Source organism: Kitasatospora sp. NPDC059088 (assembly GCF_042738155.1).
Taxonomy (GTDB): domain Bacteria; phylum Actinomycetota; class Actinomycetes; order Streptomycetales; family Streptomycetaceae; genus Kitasatospora.
The window spans coordinates 695-19,064 of record NZ_JBHYGR010000002.1; the positions used below are offsets into that span (position 1 = coordinate 695).

17 protein-coding genes are annotated in these 18,370 nt (G+C 71.6%); 8 read left to right on the top strand and 9 right to left on the bottom strand.

The features are described from left to right. Positions 1-166: 166 nt before the first annotated feature. Both ACFWXO_RS00940 and ACFWXO_RS00945 read right to left on the bottom strand, forming a co-directional pair. A complete protein-coding gene (locus ACFWXO_RS00940; RefSeq protein ID WP_375882303.1) occupies positions 167-1,324 on the bottom strand; it encodes an adenosine deaminase in 1,158 nt (385 codons plus the stop codon). 128 nt (positions 1,325-1,452) lie between these two features. Beyond that, complete coding sequence (locus tag ACFWXO_RS00945; protein ID WP_380521149.1) at positions 1,453-2,421, bottom strand: LysR family transcriptional regulator; 969 nt, start codon at positions 2,419-2,421, stop codon at positions 1,453-1,455. Positions 2,422-2,513: 92 nt separating this feature from the next. On the opposite strand from ACFWXO_RS00945, the gene ACFWXO_RS00950 reads away from it, so the two are divergent. Genes ACFWXO_RS00950 through ACFWXO_RS00960 form a run of 3 tightly spaced genes read left to right on the top strand, consistent with a single transcriptional unit; the run spans position 2,514 to position 4,819 of the window. Next, the gene (locus ACFWXO_RS00950) at positions 2,514-3,791 is read left to right on the top strand and encodes an MFS transporter (protein WP_380521151.1); all 1,278 of its coding nucleotides are present in this window, start codon (positions 2,514-2,516) and stop codon (positions 3,789-3,791) included. Positions 3,792-3,817: 26 nt separating this feature from the next. Beyond that, a complete protein-coding gene (locus ACFWXO_RS00955; protein ID WP_380521153.1) occupies positions 3,818-4,102 on the top strand; it encodes a hypothetical protein in 285 nt (94 codons plus the stop codon). Positions 4,103-4,144: 42 nt separating this feature from the next. Continuing rightward, on the top strand, positions 4,145-4,819 hold the full coding sequence (locus tag ACFWXO_RS00960) for an alpha/beta fold hydrolase (RefSeq protein WP_380521155.1): 675 nt from the start codon (positions 4,145-4,147) through the stop codon (positions 4,817-4,819). A 53-nt stretch (positions 4,820-4,872) separates the two neighbouring features. On the opposite strand, the gene ACFWXO_RS00965 is transcribed toward ACFWXO_RS00960, so the two are convergent. From ACFWXO_RS00965 to ACFWXO_RS00995, 7 genes are all read right to left on the bottom strand, one after another. Beyond that, positions 4,873-6,150: a thymidine phosphorylase gene (locus ACFWXO_RS00965; RefSeq protein WP_380397285.1), complete on the bottom strand. Its 1,278-nt coding sequence runs from the start codon at positions 6,148-6,150 to the stop codon at positions 4,873-4,875. Between the two features lie 144 nt (positions 6,151-6,294). Beyond that, positions 6,295-6,687, bottom strand: coding sequence for a cytidine deaminase (locus tag ACFWXO_RS00970; RefSeq protein WP_375882289.1), 393 nt, complete (start codon positions 6,685-6,687; stop codon positions 6,295-6,297). Then, the gene (locus ACFWXO_RS00975; RefSeq protein WP_375882286.1) at positions 6,684-7,949 is read right to left on the bottom strand and encodes an ABC transporter permease; all 1,266 of its coding nucleotides are present in this window, start codon (positions 7,947-7,949) and stop codon (positions 6,684-6,686) included. Before ACFWXO_RS00975 ends, ACFWXO_RS00970 begins: the two co-directional genes overlap by 4 nt. Beyond that, positions 7,946-9,100, bottom strand: a complete 1,155-nt coding sequence (locus ACFWXO_RS00980) for an ABC transporter permease (RefSeq protein ID WP_380521156.1) — start codon at positions 9,098-9,100, stop codon at positions 7,946-7,948. The genes ACFWXO_RS00975 and ACFWXO_RS00980 overlap by 4 nt, the downstream gene beginning before the upstream one ends. A gap of 3 nt (positions 9,101-9,103) precedes the next feature. Next, the gene (locus ACFWXO_RS00985) at positions 9,104-10,684 is read right to left on the bottom strand and encodes an ABC transporter ATP-binding protein (RefSeq protein ID WP_380521157.1); all 1,581 of its coding nucleotides are present in this window, start codon (positions 10,682-10,684) and stop codon (positions 9,104-9,106) included. 304 nt (positions 10,685-10,988) lie between these two features. Continuing rightward, positions 10,989-12,044, bottom strand: a complete 1,056-nt coding sequence (locus tag ACFWXO_RS00990) for a BMP family protein (RefSeq protein WP_375882277.1) — start codon at positions 12,042-12,044, stop codon at positions 10,989-10,991. A gap of 256 nt (positions 12,045-12,300) precedes the next feature. Continuing rightward, positions 12,301-13,554, bottom strand: a complete 1,254-nt coding sequence (locus tag ACFWXO_RS00995; RefSeq protein WP_380521158.1) for an amidohydrolase — start codon at positions 13,552-13,554, stop codon at positions 12,301-12,303. 335 nt (positions 13,555-13,889) lie between these two features. On the opposite strand from ACFWXO_RS00995, the gene ACFWXO_RS01000 reads away from it, so the two are divergent. The 5 genes from ACFWXO_RS01000 to sdhD all read left to right on the top strand — a co-directional run bounded on the left by ACFWXO_RS01000 (position 13,890) and on the right by sdhD (position 18,322). Then, entirely contained in the window at positions 13,890-14,645 is a 756-nt protein-coding gene (locus ACFWXO_RS01000; RefSeq protein ID WP_375882271.1) for an SDR family oxidoreductase, read from the top strand. 78 nt (positions 14,646-14,723) lie between these two features. Next, the gene (locus ACFWXO_RS01005) at positions 14,724-16,373 is read left to right on the top strand and encodes an alpha/beta hydrolase (RefSeq protein WP_380521160.1); all 1,650 of its coding nucleotides are present in this window, start codon (positions 14,724-14,726) and stop codon (positions 16,371-16,373) included. A 119-nt stretch (positions 16,374-16,492) separates the two neighbouring features. Continuing rightward, positions 16,493-17,143: a 2-oxo-4-hydroxy-4-carboxy-5-ureidoimidazoline decarboxylase gene (locus ACFWXO_RS01010; RefSeq protein WP_375882266.1), complete on the top strand. Its 651-nt coding sequence runs from the start codon at positions 16,493-16,495 to the stop codon at positions 17,141-17,143. Positions 17,144-17,441: 298 nt separating this feature from the next. Continuing rightward, the gene (gene sdhC / locus ACFWXO_RS01015) at positions 17,442-17,822 is read left to right on the top strand and encodes a succinate dehydrogenase, cytochrome b556 subunit (protein WP_033332398.1); all 381 of its coding nucleotides are present in this window, start codon (positions 17,442-17,444) and stop codon (positions 17,820-17,822) included. An 8-nt stretch (positions 17,823-17,830) separates the two neighbouring features. Next, entirely contained in the window at positions 17,831-18,322 is a 492-nt protein-coding gene (gene sdhD / locus ACFWXO_RS01020) for a succinate dehydrogenase, hydrophobic membrane anchor protein (RefSeq protein ID WP_375882263.1), read from the top strand. Positions 18,323-18,370 lie beyond the last annotated feature (48 nt).

Below are 18,370 nucleotides of genomic sequence, written 5' to 3' on the forward strand. Positions count from 1 at the left end.
CCCCCCCCACCCCCGCGCCTCACCCCCCCCCCCCCCCCCCCCCCACCCTTTTATTTCGGGGGGTGGGGGGGGCCGGTTTTTTTTTATATCCCCCTGGTGGGCGGTCCCACCCCAACTCCCCCCCCCGCCCGCCGCTTACCCCCCACCGCAAGGACGGGCCGTCGGCTCAGCTGCCGGCGGTGCCCGCGCTGAACAGCCACTCCGCCTTGAGCTCGGCGTAGCCCGGCTTGATCACGTCGTTGATCATCGCCAGCCGCTCGTCGAAGGGCAGGAACGCGGACTTCATCGCGTTCACCGTGAACCACTCCATGTCGCCCAGGGTGTAGCCGAAGGCGTCCACCAGGTGGCCGAACTCCTGGCTCATGCTGGTGCCGCTCATCAGCCGGTTGTCGGTGTTCACGGTGACCCGGAACTTGAGCCGGCTGAGCAGCCCGATCGGGTGCTCGGCGTACGAAGCGGCGGCCGCCGTCTGGAGGTTGGAGGTCGGGCACATCTCCAGCGGGACGCGCTTGTCGCGCACGTACGCGGCCAGTCGGCCCAGCTCGACGCTGCCGTCCTCGTTCAGGGTGATGTCGTCGACGATCCGCACGCCGTGGCCGAGCCGGTCGGCGCCGCAGCACTGCAGGGCCTCCCAGATCGACGGCAGGCCGAAGGCCTCGCCCGCGTGGATGGTGAAGTGGTTGTTCTCGCCCTTGAGGTAGTCGAAGGCGGCCTGGTGGCGGGTGGGGGGGTAGCCCGCCTCCGCGCCCGCGATGTCGAAGCCGACGACGCCCGAGTCCCGGTGGCGGTTGGCCAGTTCGGCGATCTCCTGCGAGCGGGCGGCGTGCCGCATCGCGGTGATCAGGGTGCCGATGCGGATCCGGTGGCCGGCCGCGCGGGCGTTGGCCTCGCCCAGGCGGAAGCCCTCCTGGACGGCCTCGACGACCTCGTCCAGGCTCAGGCCGCCCTCCAGGTGCTGCTCGGGGGCGTAGCGGACCTCGGCGTAGACGACGCCGTCGGCGGCCAGGTCCTCGGCGCAGTCGGCGGCGACCTTGACCAGGGCCTCGCGGGTCTGCATGACGGCGCAGGTGTGCGCGAAGGTCTCCAGGTAGCGGACCAGCGAGCCGGAGTCGGCGGCCTCGCGGAACCACTCGCCGAGTTCCTTGGCGTCGGTGGTGGGGAGCCCCTCGTAGCCGGTCGCGGCGGCGAGCTCGACGACGGTCTCCGGGCGCAGCCCGCCGTCGAGGTGGTCGTGCAGCAGGACCTTCGGCGCGCGGCGGATCTGGTCGGGGGTGGGAATGCGCGGGCCGGTGCCCGCGGTGGTGACGGGGATCTGCTTCTCCATTGCGGAAATATAGCCCCTACGCGCGTAGACCTACCACCGGGAACACCACCGGATGGTCCAAAGCAGGACCGGAATTCCACCGCCCGGTCCATAGGATCCGCCAAACAGGCCGCATCGCGCCGACCACCTCAGTCGTGGTGCAGCAGCCGCCCCCGCCGGGACAGCACGAAGTCCCGGAACACCGCCACCGGCGGCGTCAGCGGCCGCCCCGCCGCCCAGGCCAGGCCGATCGCCCGCCGGGTCCGCGGCGCGGTCACCTCCAGCTCCACCACCCCGGGCCGCGGCACCAGCGCCGGCGGCAGCAGCGCCACCCCCAGCCCGGCCGCCACCAGCCCCCGCAGGGTCTCGGCCTCCTCCCCCTCGAAGGCCAGCCGGGGCACGAAGCCGGCCTGCGCGCAGAAGCCGTCCGTGATCATGCGCAGCCCGTACCCCTGCTCCAGCCCGACGAACGGCTCCTCGGCCACCTCCGCCAGCCGGATCCGCCGCCGCCCCGCCAGCCGGTGGTCCGCCGGGACGGCCAGGTGCAGCCGCTGCTCGTCCAGCGGGCGGGCCGTGAAGGCCGGGTCGTCCGGCAGCGGCGCGACCAGGCACAGGTCCAACTCGCCCGCCCGCAACCGCTCCAGCATCGCCGTGCCGTAGTCCTGCACCAGCTGGAACCGCACCTGCGGGTGCGCCGCCCGGAAGCCCCGCAGCAGCGCCGGGACGGCGTCCGGGCCCATCGTGTGCAGGAAGCCGAAGGCCACCCGCCCCACCGCCGGGTCCGCCTCCGCCCGGGCCGCCTCCGCGCCGCGCTCCAGCTCCGCCAGCGCCCGCTCCACCGAGGCCAGCAGCAGCCGGCCCGCCCTGGTCAGCCGGACCGTCCGGCCCTGCCGGGCCAGCAGGCCCACCCCGAGCTCCGCCTCCAGCCGGGACACCGCGCGCGACAGCGTCGGCTGCGGCACCCCGAGCAGCGCGGCCGCCTGGGTCACGTGCTCCAGCCGGGCCACCGCGGCGAACCGCGCCAACCTGGGCGCCAGCAGCACGGCCGGCTCCTCCGGCCCCAACTCGGCCGCCCGGTAGGGCTGCTCCGTTCCGTCCGACCCGTCCGCCACGGCCATCCCCGTCCCACCTCGACTCATACACCGGCGCATCGATCATCCACTCTTCATGCATTGGACGCATCAGCCGCGCCAGGCCTAGCGTCGGAGCCATGCAGCCCTCCGATACCAGGGCATCCGCGGCCACCCCGGATGCCTCCACCGAGCACACCCCCGACCGGGACGACCGCCACCGCCCGGGCGGGCGCGGCTTCCGCCGCGCCAACCTCGCCCTGTTCGCCGCCGGTGTCGCGACCTTCGTCCTGCTCTACTCCACCCAGGGCCTGCTGCCGGTCCTCTCGGCCGACCTCGACCTCACCCCCGGCCAGGCCAGCTGGACGGCCTCCGCCGCCACCCTCGGCCTCGCCCTCGGGCTGCTCCCGGCCAGTGCGCTGGCCGACCGGTACGGCCGCACCGCGGTGATGACGGCCTCCGTCCTCGCGGCCTGCGCCCTCGCCGTCGCCCTGCCCTTCGCGCCCGACCTCACCACCCTGGTCGTGCTGCGCGTCCTCCAGGGCGCCGCCCTCGCCGGGCTCCCCGCCACCGCCATGGCCTACCTCGCCGAGGAGGTCCACCCCAGCGCGCTGCCCTCCGCGATGGGCCTGTACGTGGCCGGCAACAGCATCGGCGGCATGGGCGGCCGGCTGATCTCCGGCTGGACCGCCGCCGCCCTCGGCTGGCGCTGGGGCCTCGCCGCCTCCGCCGCCCTCGCCCTGCTCGCCGCGCTCGCCTTCCGGCTGCTGATCCCCGCCGCCCGGCACTTCACCCCGGCCCCGGTGGACCCGCGCGCCCTCGCCCGCACCGTCGGCCGGCACCTGCGCAACCCGCTGCTGGTACGGCTGTACGCGCTCGGCATGCTGTTCATGGCGGTGTTCGGCGCGGTCTACAACACCGTCGGCTACCGGCTGATCGCCGCGCCCTTCCACCTGCCCGAGTCGATCGCCGCCTCGATCTTCGTCGTCTACCTGGTCGGCACCGGCACCTCCGCCGCGGTCGGCCGCCTCTCCGCCCGGCTCGGCCGGCGCGGCACCCTCTACGTCGCCGTCGGCGTGACCGCCGCCGGGCTGCTGCTCTCGCTCGCCGACTCCCTGGTCTGCGCCCTGCTCGGCCTGGTGCTGATCACCGCCGGCTTCTTCGCCGGCCACACCACCGCCTCCGCCGCCGTCGGCCGCACCGCCACCGGAGGCCGCGCCCAGGCCTCCGCCCTCTACCTGATCGCCTACTACCTGGGCAACAGCCTCGGCGGCACCCTCGGTGCCGACGCCTACCACTCCACCGGCTGGCCCGGCGCCGCCACCGTCGGCCTCACCGCCATGACCCTCGCCGCCGCCGTCACCCTCCACGCCACCCACCAGGCCCGTACCACGAGGCGAGCGGTCGCGGACGCTTGACAGCGGGCGCGGATACACTCCGGAGTGTGAGCGTCGATCCTGCAGTGTTCGCCCGGCTGCTTGAGATCGCGGATCAGTTGCCGAAGGTGCCGGGGATAGGGAAGGTCGAGATCGCCGAGGGCGAGATCGTCATGATGACGTCACCGGTCATGCGACACGAACTCGCTGTACTGCACATCGCCAGGCAGCTCAATGCGCAGTTGTCGACGACCCACCCGGGCCATATCGCGTACCACGGTGCGGACCTAGTGGACCCTCGACACCGGCGTGCTGCGGACGTACGCCTGACACCCCGCCCGGCGGGCCCGTAAGTTTCCTCTCGTCAGTTCGTACGAACAGCAGAGGAATTCACCATGGCCACCTTCGTCCTCGTCCCCGGCGTCCTGCACGGCGGCTGGTGGTACCGGCCGTTGACCGGGCGGCTGCGGGCGGCCGGGCACGAGGTGTACCCGGTGACGCTGAGCGGGGTGAGCGAGCGCGGGCACCTGAACAACGGGGCGATCAACCTGGACACCCACGTCCAGGACGTGCTGGGCCTGCTGGAGGCGGAGCAGGTCACCGACGCCGTGCTGGTCGGGCACAGCTACGGCGGCATGGTGATCTCGGCGGTCGCCGACCGGGCGCCGGAGCGGGTGGCCGCGCTGGTGCACGCCGACGCCTTCGTCCCGCGCGACGGCGAGTCGGCCCACGCGATCGTCGACGACCTCTGGAAGCAGCGGTACCTGGCCGGTGCCGCCGCCGGGAACGGGCACACCATGGTGGGACTCCACCCGGCCCTCGACCCGCGCGCGACCGTCCACCCGATGGGGACCCTGCTCCAGCCGGTGCGCCTCACCGGGGCGGTGGACGGGATCGCCCGCCGCGTCTACATCCACGCCGAGCGCTTCGAGGGCACCCCGTTCCTGGAGACCTACGAGCGCCTGCGCGACGACCCGACCTGGGCGGTGCACGCCCTCCCGGTCGGCCACGACCTGGTCCGGGAGGCGCCGGAGGAGTTCCTCAAGATCATGCTCGCCGCGGCGGAGTAGCCGGGCCGCGGGGGCGCGGCGCGATGCGGTCGCGCCACGCCCCCGTCCGACCACTACGCGATGCGGTCGAGGACGATCGGGTTCGGGGTGAACGCCGTACCCGCCGGGGAGACCCCGATGCCGCCGGCCAGCGCCTCGATGGCGTACTCGTAGCGCTCCGGGGTGTCGGTGTGCAGGGTCAGCAGCGGCTGGCCGGCCACCACGGTGTCACCGGGCTTGGCGTGCATCTCGACGCCGGCGCCGGCCTGCACCGGGTCCTCCTTGCGGGCGCGGCCGGCGCCCAGGCGCCAGGCGCAGACGCCGATCGCGTAGGCGTCCAGCTCGGTGAGCACGCCGGAGGCGGGCGCCGGGATGACGTGCTGCTCGCGGGCGACCGGGAGCGGGGCGTCGACGTCGCCGCCCTGGGCGGCGATCATGCGGCGCCAGTGGTCCATCGCGGAGCCGTCCCGCAGCGCGTCGGCCGGGTCCTTGCCGTGCACGCCGGCGGCGGCGAGCATCTCGCGGGCCAGGGCGAGGGTCAGCTCGACGACGTCGGCGGGACCGCCGCCGGCCAGCACCTCGATCGACTCGCGGACCTCCAGCGCGTTGCCCGCGGTGAGGCCGAGCGGGGTGGACATGTCGGTGAGCAGGGCGACGGTGTTGACCCCGGCGGTGGTGCCCAGGCCGACCATGGTGCGGGCGAGTTCGCGGGCGTCGTCCAGGTTCTTCATGAAGGCGCCGGAGCCGACCTTGACGTCCAGCACGAGCGCGCCGGTGCCCTCGGCGATCTTCTTCGACATGATCGAGGAGGCGATCAGCGGGATGGCCTCGACGGTGCCGGTGACGTCGCGCAGCGCGTACAGCTTCTTGTCGGCGGGCGCGAGACCGTCGCCGGCCGCGCAGATGACCGCGCCGGCGTCGCGCAGCACGTCCATCATCTCGTCGTTGGAGAGCAGGGCGCGCCAGCCGGGGATGGACTCCAGCTTGTCCAGGGTGCCGCCGGTGTGGCCGAGGCCGCGGCCGGACAGCTGCGGGACGGCGGCACCGCAGGCGGCGACCAGCGGGGCGAGCGGGAGGGTGATCTTGTCGCCGACGCCGCCGGTGGAGTGCTTGTCGCTGGTGGGCAGCGGCAGCGAGGAGAAGTCCATCCGGACGCCGGAGCGGATCATGGCCTCGGTCCAGCGGCTGATCTCGTGCGGCTTCATGCCGTTCAGCAGGATCGCCATGGCCAGCGCGGACATCTGCTCGTCGGCGACCTCGCCACGGGTGTAGGCGTCGATGACCCAGTCGATCTGAGCGTCGCTCAGCTCTCCGCGGTCGCGCTTGGTCCTGATGACGGAGATGGCGTCCATGCGTGCTCCAAGAGGGGTTTCAGATGCGTCGTGCACATGCGTCGTGCACATACGTCGAGAAGATGCGTGGAAAGCGAAGAGTGCCGCGAGATGACCGGGTTACGGCCCACTCGCGACACTCTACGCGCGTAACAATTGCCGAGGCTAGAGCCGCTCCGGACCGAACGCGTCGGGCAGGACCTCGCTCATCGGCTTCACGCCGGAGGCCAGGTCGACCAGCAGTTCCGGCCCGCCGTGCTCGTACAGCAGCTGGCGGCAGCGCCCGCACGGCATCAGCAGTTCGCCCGCGCCGTCGACGCAGGTGAAGGCGACCAGCCGGCCGCCGCCGGAGGCGTGCAGCGCGGACACCAGCCCGCACTCGGCGCACAGCGCGAGCCCGTACGAGGCGTTCTCCACGTTGCAGCCGCTGACCAGCCGACCGTCGTCGACCAGCGCCGCCGCGCCGACCGGGAACTTGCTGTACGGGGCGTACGCGCGGCCCATGGCCTCGCGCGCCGCCTCGCGCAGCCGCTCCCAGTCGACCGCGGGGGCCGTCACTTGCCCTGGCCCTTGCGGTAGACCTGACCGTCGGCCTTGGGCATCCGCAGACGCTGCGAGGCCAGCGAGAGCACCACCAGGGTGATCAGGTACGGCGTGGCGACGATCAGCGGACGCTGCACCTCGTCGGTCAGCGCGTACCAGGCGCCCAGGCCGCCGGCCACCACGAAGGAGACCACGGTCGCGGTGAACTTGCGGCGGTACAGCTGCCACAGGGCGAACAGCGCCATCGCGATCGCGACGACCAGGATCAGCACGTGCACCGACTCCGGGTCGCGCAGCTGGAGGCTGTCGGTGAAGCCGAACAGGCCGGCGCCGATGGCGAGGCCGCCGGGCATCCAGTTGCCGAAGATCATCGCCGCGAGGCCGATGAAGCCGCGGCCCAGGGTCTGGCCGTCCTTGTAGAAGTGCGCGGCGACCAGCGAGAGGTACGCGCCGCCGAGGCCCGCGAAGGCGCCCGAGGCGATGACCGCCAGGTACTTGTACTTGTAGACGTTGACGCCCAGCGACTCGGCGGCCGTCGGGTTCTCACCGCAGGAGCGCAGCCGCAGGCCGAACACCGTGCGCCAGAGCAGGAAGTAGCTGGCCACGATCAGCACGGCCGCCAGCACCACGACCACCGAGAGGTTGGTGACCAGGCCGCCGAGCACGCCGGCGACGTCGGAGACCAGGAACCAGTGGTGGTTCTCGATGCTCTTCAGGCCGGAGGACAGCCCCGGGACGGTGATGTACGGCAGCGGGTCCGCCGGCGGGGACTGGTTCGCCCCGGCACCGGCCGAGATGTAGTCCTTGTAGTAGATCCGGTTGACGTACGCGCAGATGCCGGGGATCAGCAGGTTGATGCCGACGCCGGAGACGATGTGGTCGACGCCGAAGGTGACCGTGATGACCGCGTGCAGCAGACCGCCGAGCGCACCGCCGAGCATGCCGGCCAGCAGGCCGACCCACGGGTTGACCAGGTAGCCCGCCCAGGCGCCGCAGAAGGTGCCGGCGACCATCATGCCTTCGAGGCCGATGTTGACCACACCGGCCCGCTCGGACCAGAGACCGCCCAGACCGGCCATGCCGATCGGCACGGCGGAGCCGAGCGCCGCGGCGACCTGACCGGAGGAGGTCAGCGAGTGGTTGCCGGTGGCCATGCCCACGGCGGCGAAGAGGACCAGGGCGCCCGCGATCAGCAGGAGCACCACGGGCCAGGACAGCTTGCGCTTCTTCGCGGGCGCGCCCGGCGCCTTCGGACGAGCGGCAGTCGCCGTGCTCACGCGGACACCTCCTTCTTCTCAGTGGCCGCGAGCTGGGCGGCGAGCTGGGCGCCGACCTTCTGCTGCTGGCGCTTCAAGCCGTAGCGGCGCACCAGCTCGTACGCGACGACGACGCAGATGACGATGGTGCCCTTCATGACGTCGACGATCTCGAAGGGGAACCCGCCCTTGAGCGGCAGCTGCGAGCCGGTGGCGTCCAGGAAGGCGAAGAGCAGGGCCGCGAAGGCGATGCCGATCGGGCTGTTCCGGCCGAGCAGGGCGATCGAGATGCCCAGGAAGCCGAGGCCGGGCTGGAAGCTCTGGCCGTAGTAGTACGAGTTCTGCAGGAGTTCGGGCAGGCCGATCAGACCGGCGATGGCGCCCGAGACCACCATCGAGATGACCACCATGCGCTTGACGTTCACGCCGGACGCGGTCGCGGCGGACTCCGAGCGGCCGGTGGCGCGCAGGTCGAAGCCGAAACGGGTGCGGCTCAGGGTGAACTGGAAGACCACACCGACCAGGGCGGCGATGAAGATGAAGCCCCAGAGGTCCCCGCCGGCGGTGGGGATGGTGAAGAAGTGGCTGGACTGCGAGACCGGGTCGGTCTGGATCGAGTTGCTGGTGCCGCTGACCTTCGGGGCGAAGATGCCGGGCACGAGCAGCAGACCGACGATCGCGAGCGAGATCGAGTTCAGCATGATGGTCGAGATGACCTCGCTGACGCCGCGGTAGACCTTGAGCAGACCGGCGATGCTCGCGTACAGACCGCCGACCAGCATCGCGGTGACCAGCAGCAGCGGGATCTGGATGATCGCCGGCAGGTCGACCTGGGCGCCGACGAAGGCCGCGAACAGCGCGGCGACCTTGTACTGGCCCTCGACACCGATGTTGAACAGGTTCATCCGGAACCCGAACGCGGCGGCCGCGGCGGCCAGGTAGTAGGTGGCGGTCCGGTTGAGGATGCTCACCTGGCCGTCCGACTTGGTGGCGTACGTGATCATCACGTTCCACGCGTCGAACGGGTTCTTGCCCGAGGTCGCCAGCAGCACGGAACAGATCGCGACGGAGAGCACGACCGCGAGCACCGGCGCCGCCAGTGCGAGCACGATCCGCTCACCGCTGATCCGCTGCGCCAGGCCGCGCTTGGCGGCGGGGTTGGGACTGGTCATGGGTTACTCCCCCGCCTGCGGGTCGTCGGCGGTGTCGGTGTGCGGGTGCTCGGCCGCGGCCTCGGTGCCCTCGGCGGCGACGGCCTGCGCCTCGGCGACGGCCTCCGGCTCGGACTCGATGTGGCCGGCGGCGGCACCGGTCATCGCGGTGCCGAGGTCCTCGGCGGTGACGGTGGCCGGGTCGGCGTCGGCGACCAGGCGGCCGCGGTAGATGACCCGGATGGTGTCGGAGAGGCCGATCAGCTCGTCCAGGTCCGCCGAGATCAGCAGGACGGCCAGGCCCTCCCGCTGGGCGACCCGGATGTGCTCCCAGATCTGCGCCTGCGCACCGACGTCCACACCGCGGGTGGGGTGGGCGGCGATCAGCAGCTTCGGCTGGTGGCTCATCTCGCGGCCGATGATCAGCTTCTGCTGGTTGCCGCCGGAGAGCGAGGCCGCGGTGACCTCGATGCCGGGGGTACGGACGTCGTACTCCCGGACGATCCGCGCGGTGTCCTCGCGGGCGGCGGCCGGCTTGAGCAGCACACCGCTGGAGTTGGGCGCCTCGGTGACGTGGCCGAGGATCCGGTTCTCCCAGAGCGGGGCCTCCAGCAGCAGGCCGTGCTTGTGGCGGTCCTCGGGGATGTAGCCGATGCCGGCCTCGCGGCGGGCCCGGGTCTGGGTGCCGGAGAGGTCCTTGCCGTCCAGGGTGACGGTGCCGCCGTCCAGCGGCAGCATGCCCATGATGGCCTCGACGAGTTCGGCCTGGCCGTTGCCCTCGACACCCGCGATGCCGAGGATCTCGCCCTTGTGGATGCGCAGCGAGATGTCGTCCAGGACGACGCGCTCGATGCCCTCGGCGTCGGTCTTGGCGATCCTCAGGCCCTCGACCTTGAGCATCTCGGTGGTGGTGACGGTCGACTCGCGGCTCTCCGGGGAGGGCAGCTCGGCGCCGACCATCAGCTCGGCCAGCTGGCGGGCGGTCACGGCCTTCGGGTCGGCGTCGCCGACCGTGGTGCCGCGCCGGATGACGCTGATCGCGTCGGCGACCGCGAGCACCTCGTGCAGCTTGTGCGAGATGAAGATGACGGTGACGCCCTCGGCCTTGAGCTCGCGCAGGTTGTCGAACAGCGCGTCGACCTCCTGCGGGACGAGCACGGCCGTCGGCTCGTCGAGGATCAGGATCTTGGCGCCGCGGTACAGCACCTTGAGGATCTCGACGCGCTGGCGGTCGGCGACGCCGAGGTCCTCGACCAGGGCGTCCGGGCGCACGCCCAGGCCGTACTGGTCGGAGATCTCCTTGATCCTCGCCTTCGCCTTGGCACCGATGCCGTGGAGCTTCTCGCCGCCGAGGACGACGTTCTCCAGCACGGTGAGGTTGTCGGCCAGCATGAAGTGCTGGTGCACCATGCCGATGCCGCGCGCGATGGCGTCACCGGGGGTGTTGAACTCGCACAGCTCGCCGTTGATCGCGATGGTGCCCTCGTCCGGCTTCTGCATGCCGTAGAGGATCTTCATCAGCGTCGACTTGCCGGCGCCGTTCTCGCCCATGAGGGCGTGCACCGTGCCGGTGCGGACGGTGAGGTTGATGTCGTGGTTGGCCACGACACCGGGGAAGCGCTTGGTGATGCCGCGCAGTTCGACGGCCGGGGTCGCCGTCCCCGCGCTGGGGGTTCCGTCCTTGCGCAGGGGGACGGGGTCTGATGCGGTGATGGCGGTCTCCTGGTGGTCTGGAGGCGCGTCGTTGCGCTCGGAGGGCCAAGGGGGGACAGGGGGGAAACGTGGAGACGGAACGGGGCCCGGGGGTGCGCGTCGAGCGCACCCTGCCGGGCCCCTCCCGTTGATCGAGTCGATCGTCACGCTGCCGGGCAGGCGGCAGCGTCAGGTCGCGTCCCGGGACGCGCCGGCCTCAGGAGGTCGGCGCGGTCGGGATGGTGGTCGCGCCGCTGGTGATGGCGTCGCTGGCGGCCTTGAGCTTGTCCTGGATGTCGTCGATCTTGCCGCCGGTGGTGGCGAGCGAGACACCGTTGGCCTTGAGGTCGAAGAGCTTGATGCCGGTGAACGGCGTGCCCTTCTTGACCGAGTCGATGTACGCGAACACCGCGTTGTCGACGTTCTTGACCATCGAGGTCAGGATGCTGTTCTTGAACTTCGCCAGGGCCGGCTGGTTGGCCTGGTCGGAGTCGACGCCGATGGCCCACTTGCCCGCGTTGGCGACGGCCTCGATGGAGCCGTTGCCGGAGGAGCCGGCGGCGGCGTAGATGACGTCCGCACCCTTGTCGAGCTGGCCCTGCGCGGCCTCCTTGCCCTTGTCGGGCGAGTTGAAGCCGGTGAAGTCCGGGGGGGTGGTCAGGTAGGTGGTCTCGACCTGGATGCTCGGGTCGACGGACTTGGCACCCGCCTTGTAACCGGCCTCGAACTTCTTGATCAGCTCGGACTGCACACCGCCGATGAAGCCGATGTGGTGGGCCTTCGACTTGCTCGCGGCGGCGACGCCGGCGAGGTACGAACCCTCCTGCTCGGCGAAGAGCAGCGAGGTGACGTTGGACGGCTGGTCCTTGTCGTTCGAGTCGATGATCGCGAACTTGACGTTCGGGTTGTCCTTGGCGACCTTGTTGACCGCCGGCTGGTAGACGAAGCCGACCGCGATGATGGTCTTGTAGCCGGCGTCGACCAGGTTCTTGAGGCGGGTCTCCTTGTCGGCCTCGGCCTCGCCCGACTTGGCCTCGGCCTCGGTCACGGAGACGCCCAGGTCGGCCTTGGCCTTGTCGAGACCGCGCGCGGCGGAGTCGTTGAAGGACTGGTCACCGCGGCCGCCGATGTCGTAGGCCATGCCGACCTTGAGAGCGTCGGAAGACCCGGCGGAGGCGTTGGTGTCATTGCTCTTTGCGCCGCAAGCGGCGAGCGAGGCCATGCCCAGGGAACCCGAGAGCACAACCGCGGCGAGCTTCATTGAACGGCGCAAGGGAGTTTCTCCTTCTCACACGCACCCGATTAGCGTGGTCGGACGCCACCGTAACGCGCGTAGAACACGGTTGGGTTACGGGCTGCCGGAGCATTCGGGTTGTTATCAAACCGTGGTCTGACGGCCGTCCCCGAGCCCTTTTCCCGTGCGCGGACGGTGAATCCGAGACTTGGTCCGGCCCAGTCTACGGAACCGTTTCGAAACCCCGGATCTCGACAACGTGCTCACGCGTCGCCCGCAAACCCCCTTGAAACGGTCAGATCCGGTCATCCTCCAGGGCCAGCGCCGCGAACAGCTCCACACCCACGCCGATCGCCCGCTCGTCCACGTCGAACCGGCCCTGGTGCAGGTCACGGACGGTGGTGTCGCCGGGGGCCCGGACGCCCAGCCGGGCCAGCGCGCCCGGGGCGTGCTCCAGGTACCAGGAGAAGTCCTCGCCGCCCAGGCTCTGTTCGGTGCCCTCCACCACCTCGGCGCCGTCCCCGCCGAACCGGGCGGTCATCGTCTCCTCCAGCCGCGCGACCGAGACCGCCTCGTTGACCACCGGCGGCACCCCGCGGTGGTAGTCCAGGGTCCACTTGGCCCGGTAGGTCTCGGCGAGCTTGGCGATCAGCTCGTGCAGCAGGTCCGGCGCCTCGCGCCAGCCGTCCAGCTCCAGGCAGCGGACGGTGCCCTCCAGTTCGGCGTGCTGCGGGATGACGTTGGGCGCGGAACCGGAGGCGATCCGGCCCCAGACCAGGCTGACGCCCCAGCGCGGGTCCATCCGGCGGGCCAGGGCGGCCGGCAGGTCCGCGGCCATCCGGGCGATCGCGGTCACCAGATCGGTGGTCAGGTGCGGGCGGGCGGTGTGCCCGCCGGGGCCGTCCAGGTGCAGCACCAGGCGGTCGCAGGCCGAGGTGATCGCGCCGACCCGCAGGGCGATCCGGCCCACCTCCACCTTGGGGTCGCAGTGCACCGCGAAGATCCGGCCGACGCCGTCCATCCCGCCCGCCTTGATGACGTCCAGCGCCCCGCCGGGCATGACCTCCTCGGCCGGCTGGAACACCAGCCGGACCGGGCGGCGCAGCTCGCCCGAGCGCAGTGCCCCGGCCAGCACCAGCCCGGTGCCGAGCACCACCGAGGTGTGCACGTCGTGGCCGCAGGCGTGGGCCCGGCCGGGGACGGTCGAGCGGTACGGCACGTCGGTCTTGGCGTCGTCGATCGGCAGCGCGTCGATGTCGGCGCGGAAGGCCAGGAACTCGGTGCCCGGAGCGGTGCCGGCCGGGACGAGGTCGACCAGCAGCCCGGTGCCGCCGGGCAGCACCCGCGGCTCCAGGCCCGCCGCGACCAGCCGGTCGCGCAGCAGGTTGGTGGTGCGGAACTCCTGGCGGCCGAGCTCCGGGTGCCGGTGCAGATCACGGCGGAAGGCGATCAGCTCGGGCTCCAGCCTCCGCACCCGGGCGCGCAGTTCGGCGGCGGGGCGTGCGACGGCGGGAGTGACGCCCGGCTGAGCGGGCTCAGGACGGTTCATCTCCCCAAGAGTAGGCCCGTTGGGGGGATTTGGCCCGACTTCCGGAAAACTAGTCCCCGGATGGGCGCATACCGGCCTGACAGGTGGGTATGACATCTCGTTTCAGCCGCCTTCCCCGGGTTGCTTGCCCTGTGCAACGATCACCCTGGCCGGCGGTCACGGCCGCCACCGGCTTGACGGCCGGGCCCCCTGACGGCCGCTCAGCGGGCCCGTTCTGCGGCCGCTCCCCCCGTCGTACGCCCGGCGCCCGGCTGACGGGCCGGACCGGAGCGCTCGCTCCGCGCACCCGGTTGAGATGATCGGACGAACGACCGGATGAGCCCCAGGGAGTGGCAATGACCGAGCAGAAGGTGGCCGTGGTCACCGGTGCCAGCAGCGGAATCGGCGCGGCGACCGCCCGCCGGCTGGCCGCCGAGGGCTTCGAGGTGGTGCTGACCGCGCGCCGGACCGAGCGGATCGAGGCGCTGGCCAAGGAGATCGCCGAGCGGGGCGGTTCGGCCAGGGCGCTCACGCTGGACGTCACCGACCGGGCCGCCGTGGACGCCTTCGCGGCCGAGGTCGGCCGGGTGGACGTCCTGGTGAACAACGCGGGCGGCGCGATCGGCGCGGAGAGCGTCGAGCACGGCGACCCGGCCGACTGGCGGGCCATGTACGAGGTGAACGTGCTCGGGGTGCTGCACGTGACCCAGGCACTGCTGCCCGCCCTGCGCGCCACCGGCGACGGCACCGTACTGGTGCTCTCCTCGACCGCCGCGCTGACCGCGTACGAGGGCGGCGGCGGGTACGTCGCGGCCAAGCACGCCGCCCACACCATCGCGGCGACGCTGCGGCTGGAGCTGTGCGGGGAGCCGATCCGGGTGATCGAGATCGCGCCCGGGATGGTGAAGTCCGAGGGCTTCGCCGTCACCCGCTTCCGCGGTGACGAGGAGAAGGCCGCCGCCGTGTACGCGGGCGTGGCCGAGCCGCTGACCTCGGAGGACATCGCGGACACCGTGGCCTGGGCGGTCACCCGGCCCTCGCACGTGAACATCGACCTGCTGGTGGTCCGCCCGCGGGCGCAGGCCGCCAACCACAAGGTCCACCGCGGCTGACCGGCCCCTCCCCCGGCGGGCGGCCCGACGACACCCCCTGATCGAACACGTGTCGTACACGAGTGGTACACACGTGCGATGACGATCTTCCGGGCCGCCCGCCCACGGGTGCTGCTGACCGCCTTGGCGGCAGGCACCCTCCTGCTCACCGCCGCCTGCGACAACACCGTGACGACGGCCCAGGACAAGGCCTCCGGCACCACCGCGCCCGCCGCCGGCAGCCCGACGACGGCCCCGACGCCCACCCCCGGGCCCAAGGGCGAGGCCGACCCGGCGCTCAAGGCCTTCTACGGCCAGCAGATCACCTGGGCGGACTGCCCGGCCGACCCCAAGGCCGACAAGGCGAAGATCGACACCTCCGGCATGCAGTGCGGCAAGCTGCACGTCCCGCTCGACTACGCGAACCCCGCCACCGACGCGATCGACCTCGCCCTGATCAAGTACGCGGCGGCCGACCGGGGCAAGCGGGTCGGCTCACTGATGGTCAACCCCGGCGGCCCCGGCGCCTCCGGCGTCGAGATGGTCAAGTACGGCGCCAAGGACTTCGACGGCACCCTGCACGACCGCTTCGACGTGATCGGCTTCGACCCGCGCGGCACCGGCGACAGCGCGCCCGTGGTCTGCTACGACGACAAGCAGCTCGACGCCGCCAACCAGGAGGACGCGCCGGACGACCCCGCCGAGCGCAGGGCCGCCCACGTCAAGCAGTCCACCGACCACGCCACCGCCTGCCAGGCCAGGTCCGGCAAGCTGCTGCCCTTCGTCGGCACCCGCAACACCGCCCGCGACCTGGACGTGCTGCGCGCCGCCGTCGGCGACCGGAAGCTCAACTACCTCGGCATCTCCTACGGCACCTACCTCGGCGCCCTGTACGCCGAGGAGTTCCCGCAGAACACCGGCCGGCTGGTCCTGGACGGCGCCGTCGACCCGGCCCAGGACACCCTGGACCACGGCGTCGACCAGCAGGTCGGCTTCGAGAAGTCCTTCGAACGCTTCGCCGCCGACTGCGTGGACAACCACCCCGACGAGTGCCCGCTCGGCACGGACCGGACCAAGGCCGCCAAGAAGGCCGCCGACTTCCTGGACGGCCTCCACGACCACCCGCTGACCACCAAGGACGGCCGCAAGCTCGGCCGCGACATGGCCTGGACCGGCGTCATCTCGCTGCTGTACGGCGACGAGAAGACCTCCTGGCAGTACCTGCGGGCCAGCCTCGGCTGGGCGATGAAGCGCGACAAGGGCGACTACCTGCTGGCCTTCGCCGACGACTACAACGGCCGCGACGAGAACGGCCACTACAGCCCGATGGACGAGGCCAACAGCGCGATCAGCTGCGCCGACGCGGCCCGCCCCGCGCCGACCCCCGAGCACGCCCGGCAGGCCGTCGAACGGCTGCGGGCCGAGGCGCCGCTGCTCTCCAAGGACGTCACGGTGGACGACTACACCGAGCCCGGCTGCGCCTACTGGCCGTTCAAGACCCAGGAGAAGCCGCACACCATCCGCGCCGAGGGCGCCGCCCCGATCCTGGTGGTCGGCACCACCGGGGACCCGGCCACCCCGTACTCCTCCGCCCAGAAGCTGGCCCAGGGCTTCGCCAGGGCCACCCTGCTCACCCGGGTGGGCGAGGGCCACGGCGCCTTCGGCAAGGGCAGCGCCTGCACCGACCTCGCCATGGCCGCCTACCTGACCGACGGCACCATGCCGGCCGAGGGCACCCGCTGCGGCTGAGCCGCTAGCAGATCCGTACGGGGAGGGCGCTGACGAGAAGGTGTCAACGTCACAACTTGATAGCTCGTCCGGATGAATTCCGCGCGCGCCCTCCCCAACTGATGAGCGCTCAACTACCTTTGAGGAGCTGCCAGAACGGCGCCGCGCGCCCCCTCCGCAGCCCCATACTCCACCTGCTCCACCACCCCACACCAGCCGCTTCCCGCCCTCACGAGGAGGACCCGCTGGCCAGCGACATCCCGTCACAGCGGCCCGACGTCCGCAGCGAGCCGACCCTCCTCGGCCTGCACCGCTTCAACGAGGCGGACGCCGGCGCTGCCGAGGAGGCCCTGCTGGCCTGCTGCGGCAGCCACCGCTGGGCCCTGCGCCTCACCGCCCACCGCCCCTACCCCGACATAGAGTCCCTGCTGGCCGCCGCCAGCGAGGCCTCCTACGACCTGCGCCCGGCGGACCTCGCCGAGGCCCTGGCCGACGAGAGCTGGATGCCGCAGCCGCTGCTCGGCATGCGCGCCCCCGGCAGCCAGGCCGCGCACACCGCGCTGCGGGCCGCCCACGCCGCCTACGAGGCCCGGTTCGGCCACGTCTTCGTGGTCTGCCTGGACGGCGTCGACCCGGAGGAGATGCTCGACGCCGTGCTCTCCTCCATCCGCACCCGGCTGGCCAACGACCCGGACGAGGAGCGGCTGACCGCGGCGGACGAGCTCCGGCGGATCGCCCTCACCCGACTGGAGCACCTGGTCGCCACCCACTCCGAGGCCGGAGCGCGCTGAGCCCCCGCCCCCGGCGCGCCACGCCGGGGGCGGTGCGGCCGGACCCGATTTCATCCCCCCGGGTGAATCCGATCGCCGCCCGTCACCATGAAGCCCAGGCTTGTCACTCAGCGTGACCGAAGTGGCCCGGGTTCCCTCCGCACTAGGCCAGAAGTGCCTGATTGATCACACCTGGGTACCCCGGAGGCGGTTCCCGACGAGGCGTCGATAGGATGCTGGCGGCCGGTGGACCGTACCCGGCCGGGCTGACCGACACCGAAGCCGGCCGAGCCCCCAATCGCTTCCGGAGGGTTTTTCCGTGCCGGCTGGAACGCTGTACCGCGGCCGGGAAGGCATGTGGAGCTGGGTGGCTCATCGAGTCACCGGCGTCCTCATCTTCTTCTTCCTGTTCGCCCACGTCCTGGACACCGCCCTCGTGCGAGTGTCGCCGGAGTCCTACGACACCGTCATTCAGACGTACAAGACTCCGCTCGTGAACCTGATGGAGTACGGCCTGGTGGCCGCCATCCTGTTCCACGCGCTCAACGGCCTGCGCGTCGTCGCGGTGGACTTCTGGTCCAAGGGCCCGAAGTACCAGAAGCAGATGCTGTGGACCGTCGTCGGGGTCTGGGTCGTCCTGATGGCCGGCTCCTTCTACGGCATCCTGCAGCACACGCTGATCTCCTGGTTCGGGAAGTGAGCTGACTGATGTCCACGGACTACTCCGACGCGATCGTCGTCCCCTCCAAGCAGGCGCACACCGGCAAGGGCCTCGGCACGGGCAACCCCGCCGACGCCTTCGTCATCGAGCCGCCGCGCAAGCGGACCGGGAAGACCCCGCGCCGCACCCGCACCAACTTCGAGATGCTGGCCTGGCTCTTCATGCGCCTGTCCGGTGTCGTCCTGGTCGTGCTGATCCTCGGCCACCTGCTGATCATGCTGGTCCTGGACGGTGGCGTCTCCAAGATCGGGTTCGCCTTCGTCGCCGGTCGCTGGGCCTCGCCGTTCTGGCAGGGCTGGGACCTCCTGATGCTCTGGCTCGCCATGCTGCACGGCGCCAACGGCATGCGTCAGGTCATCAACGACTACGCCGAGAAGGACTCGACCCGGCTCTGGCTCAAGGGGCTCATGGGTACCGCCACGGTCTTCACCGTGCTGCTGGGCACCCTGGTGATCTTCACCTTCGACCCCAACATCTGAGCCGCGAGCACCATCGACCATCGGCAGAGGCCAGAGGCGAGTTAACCC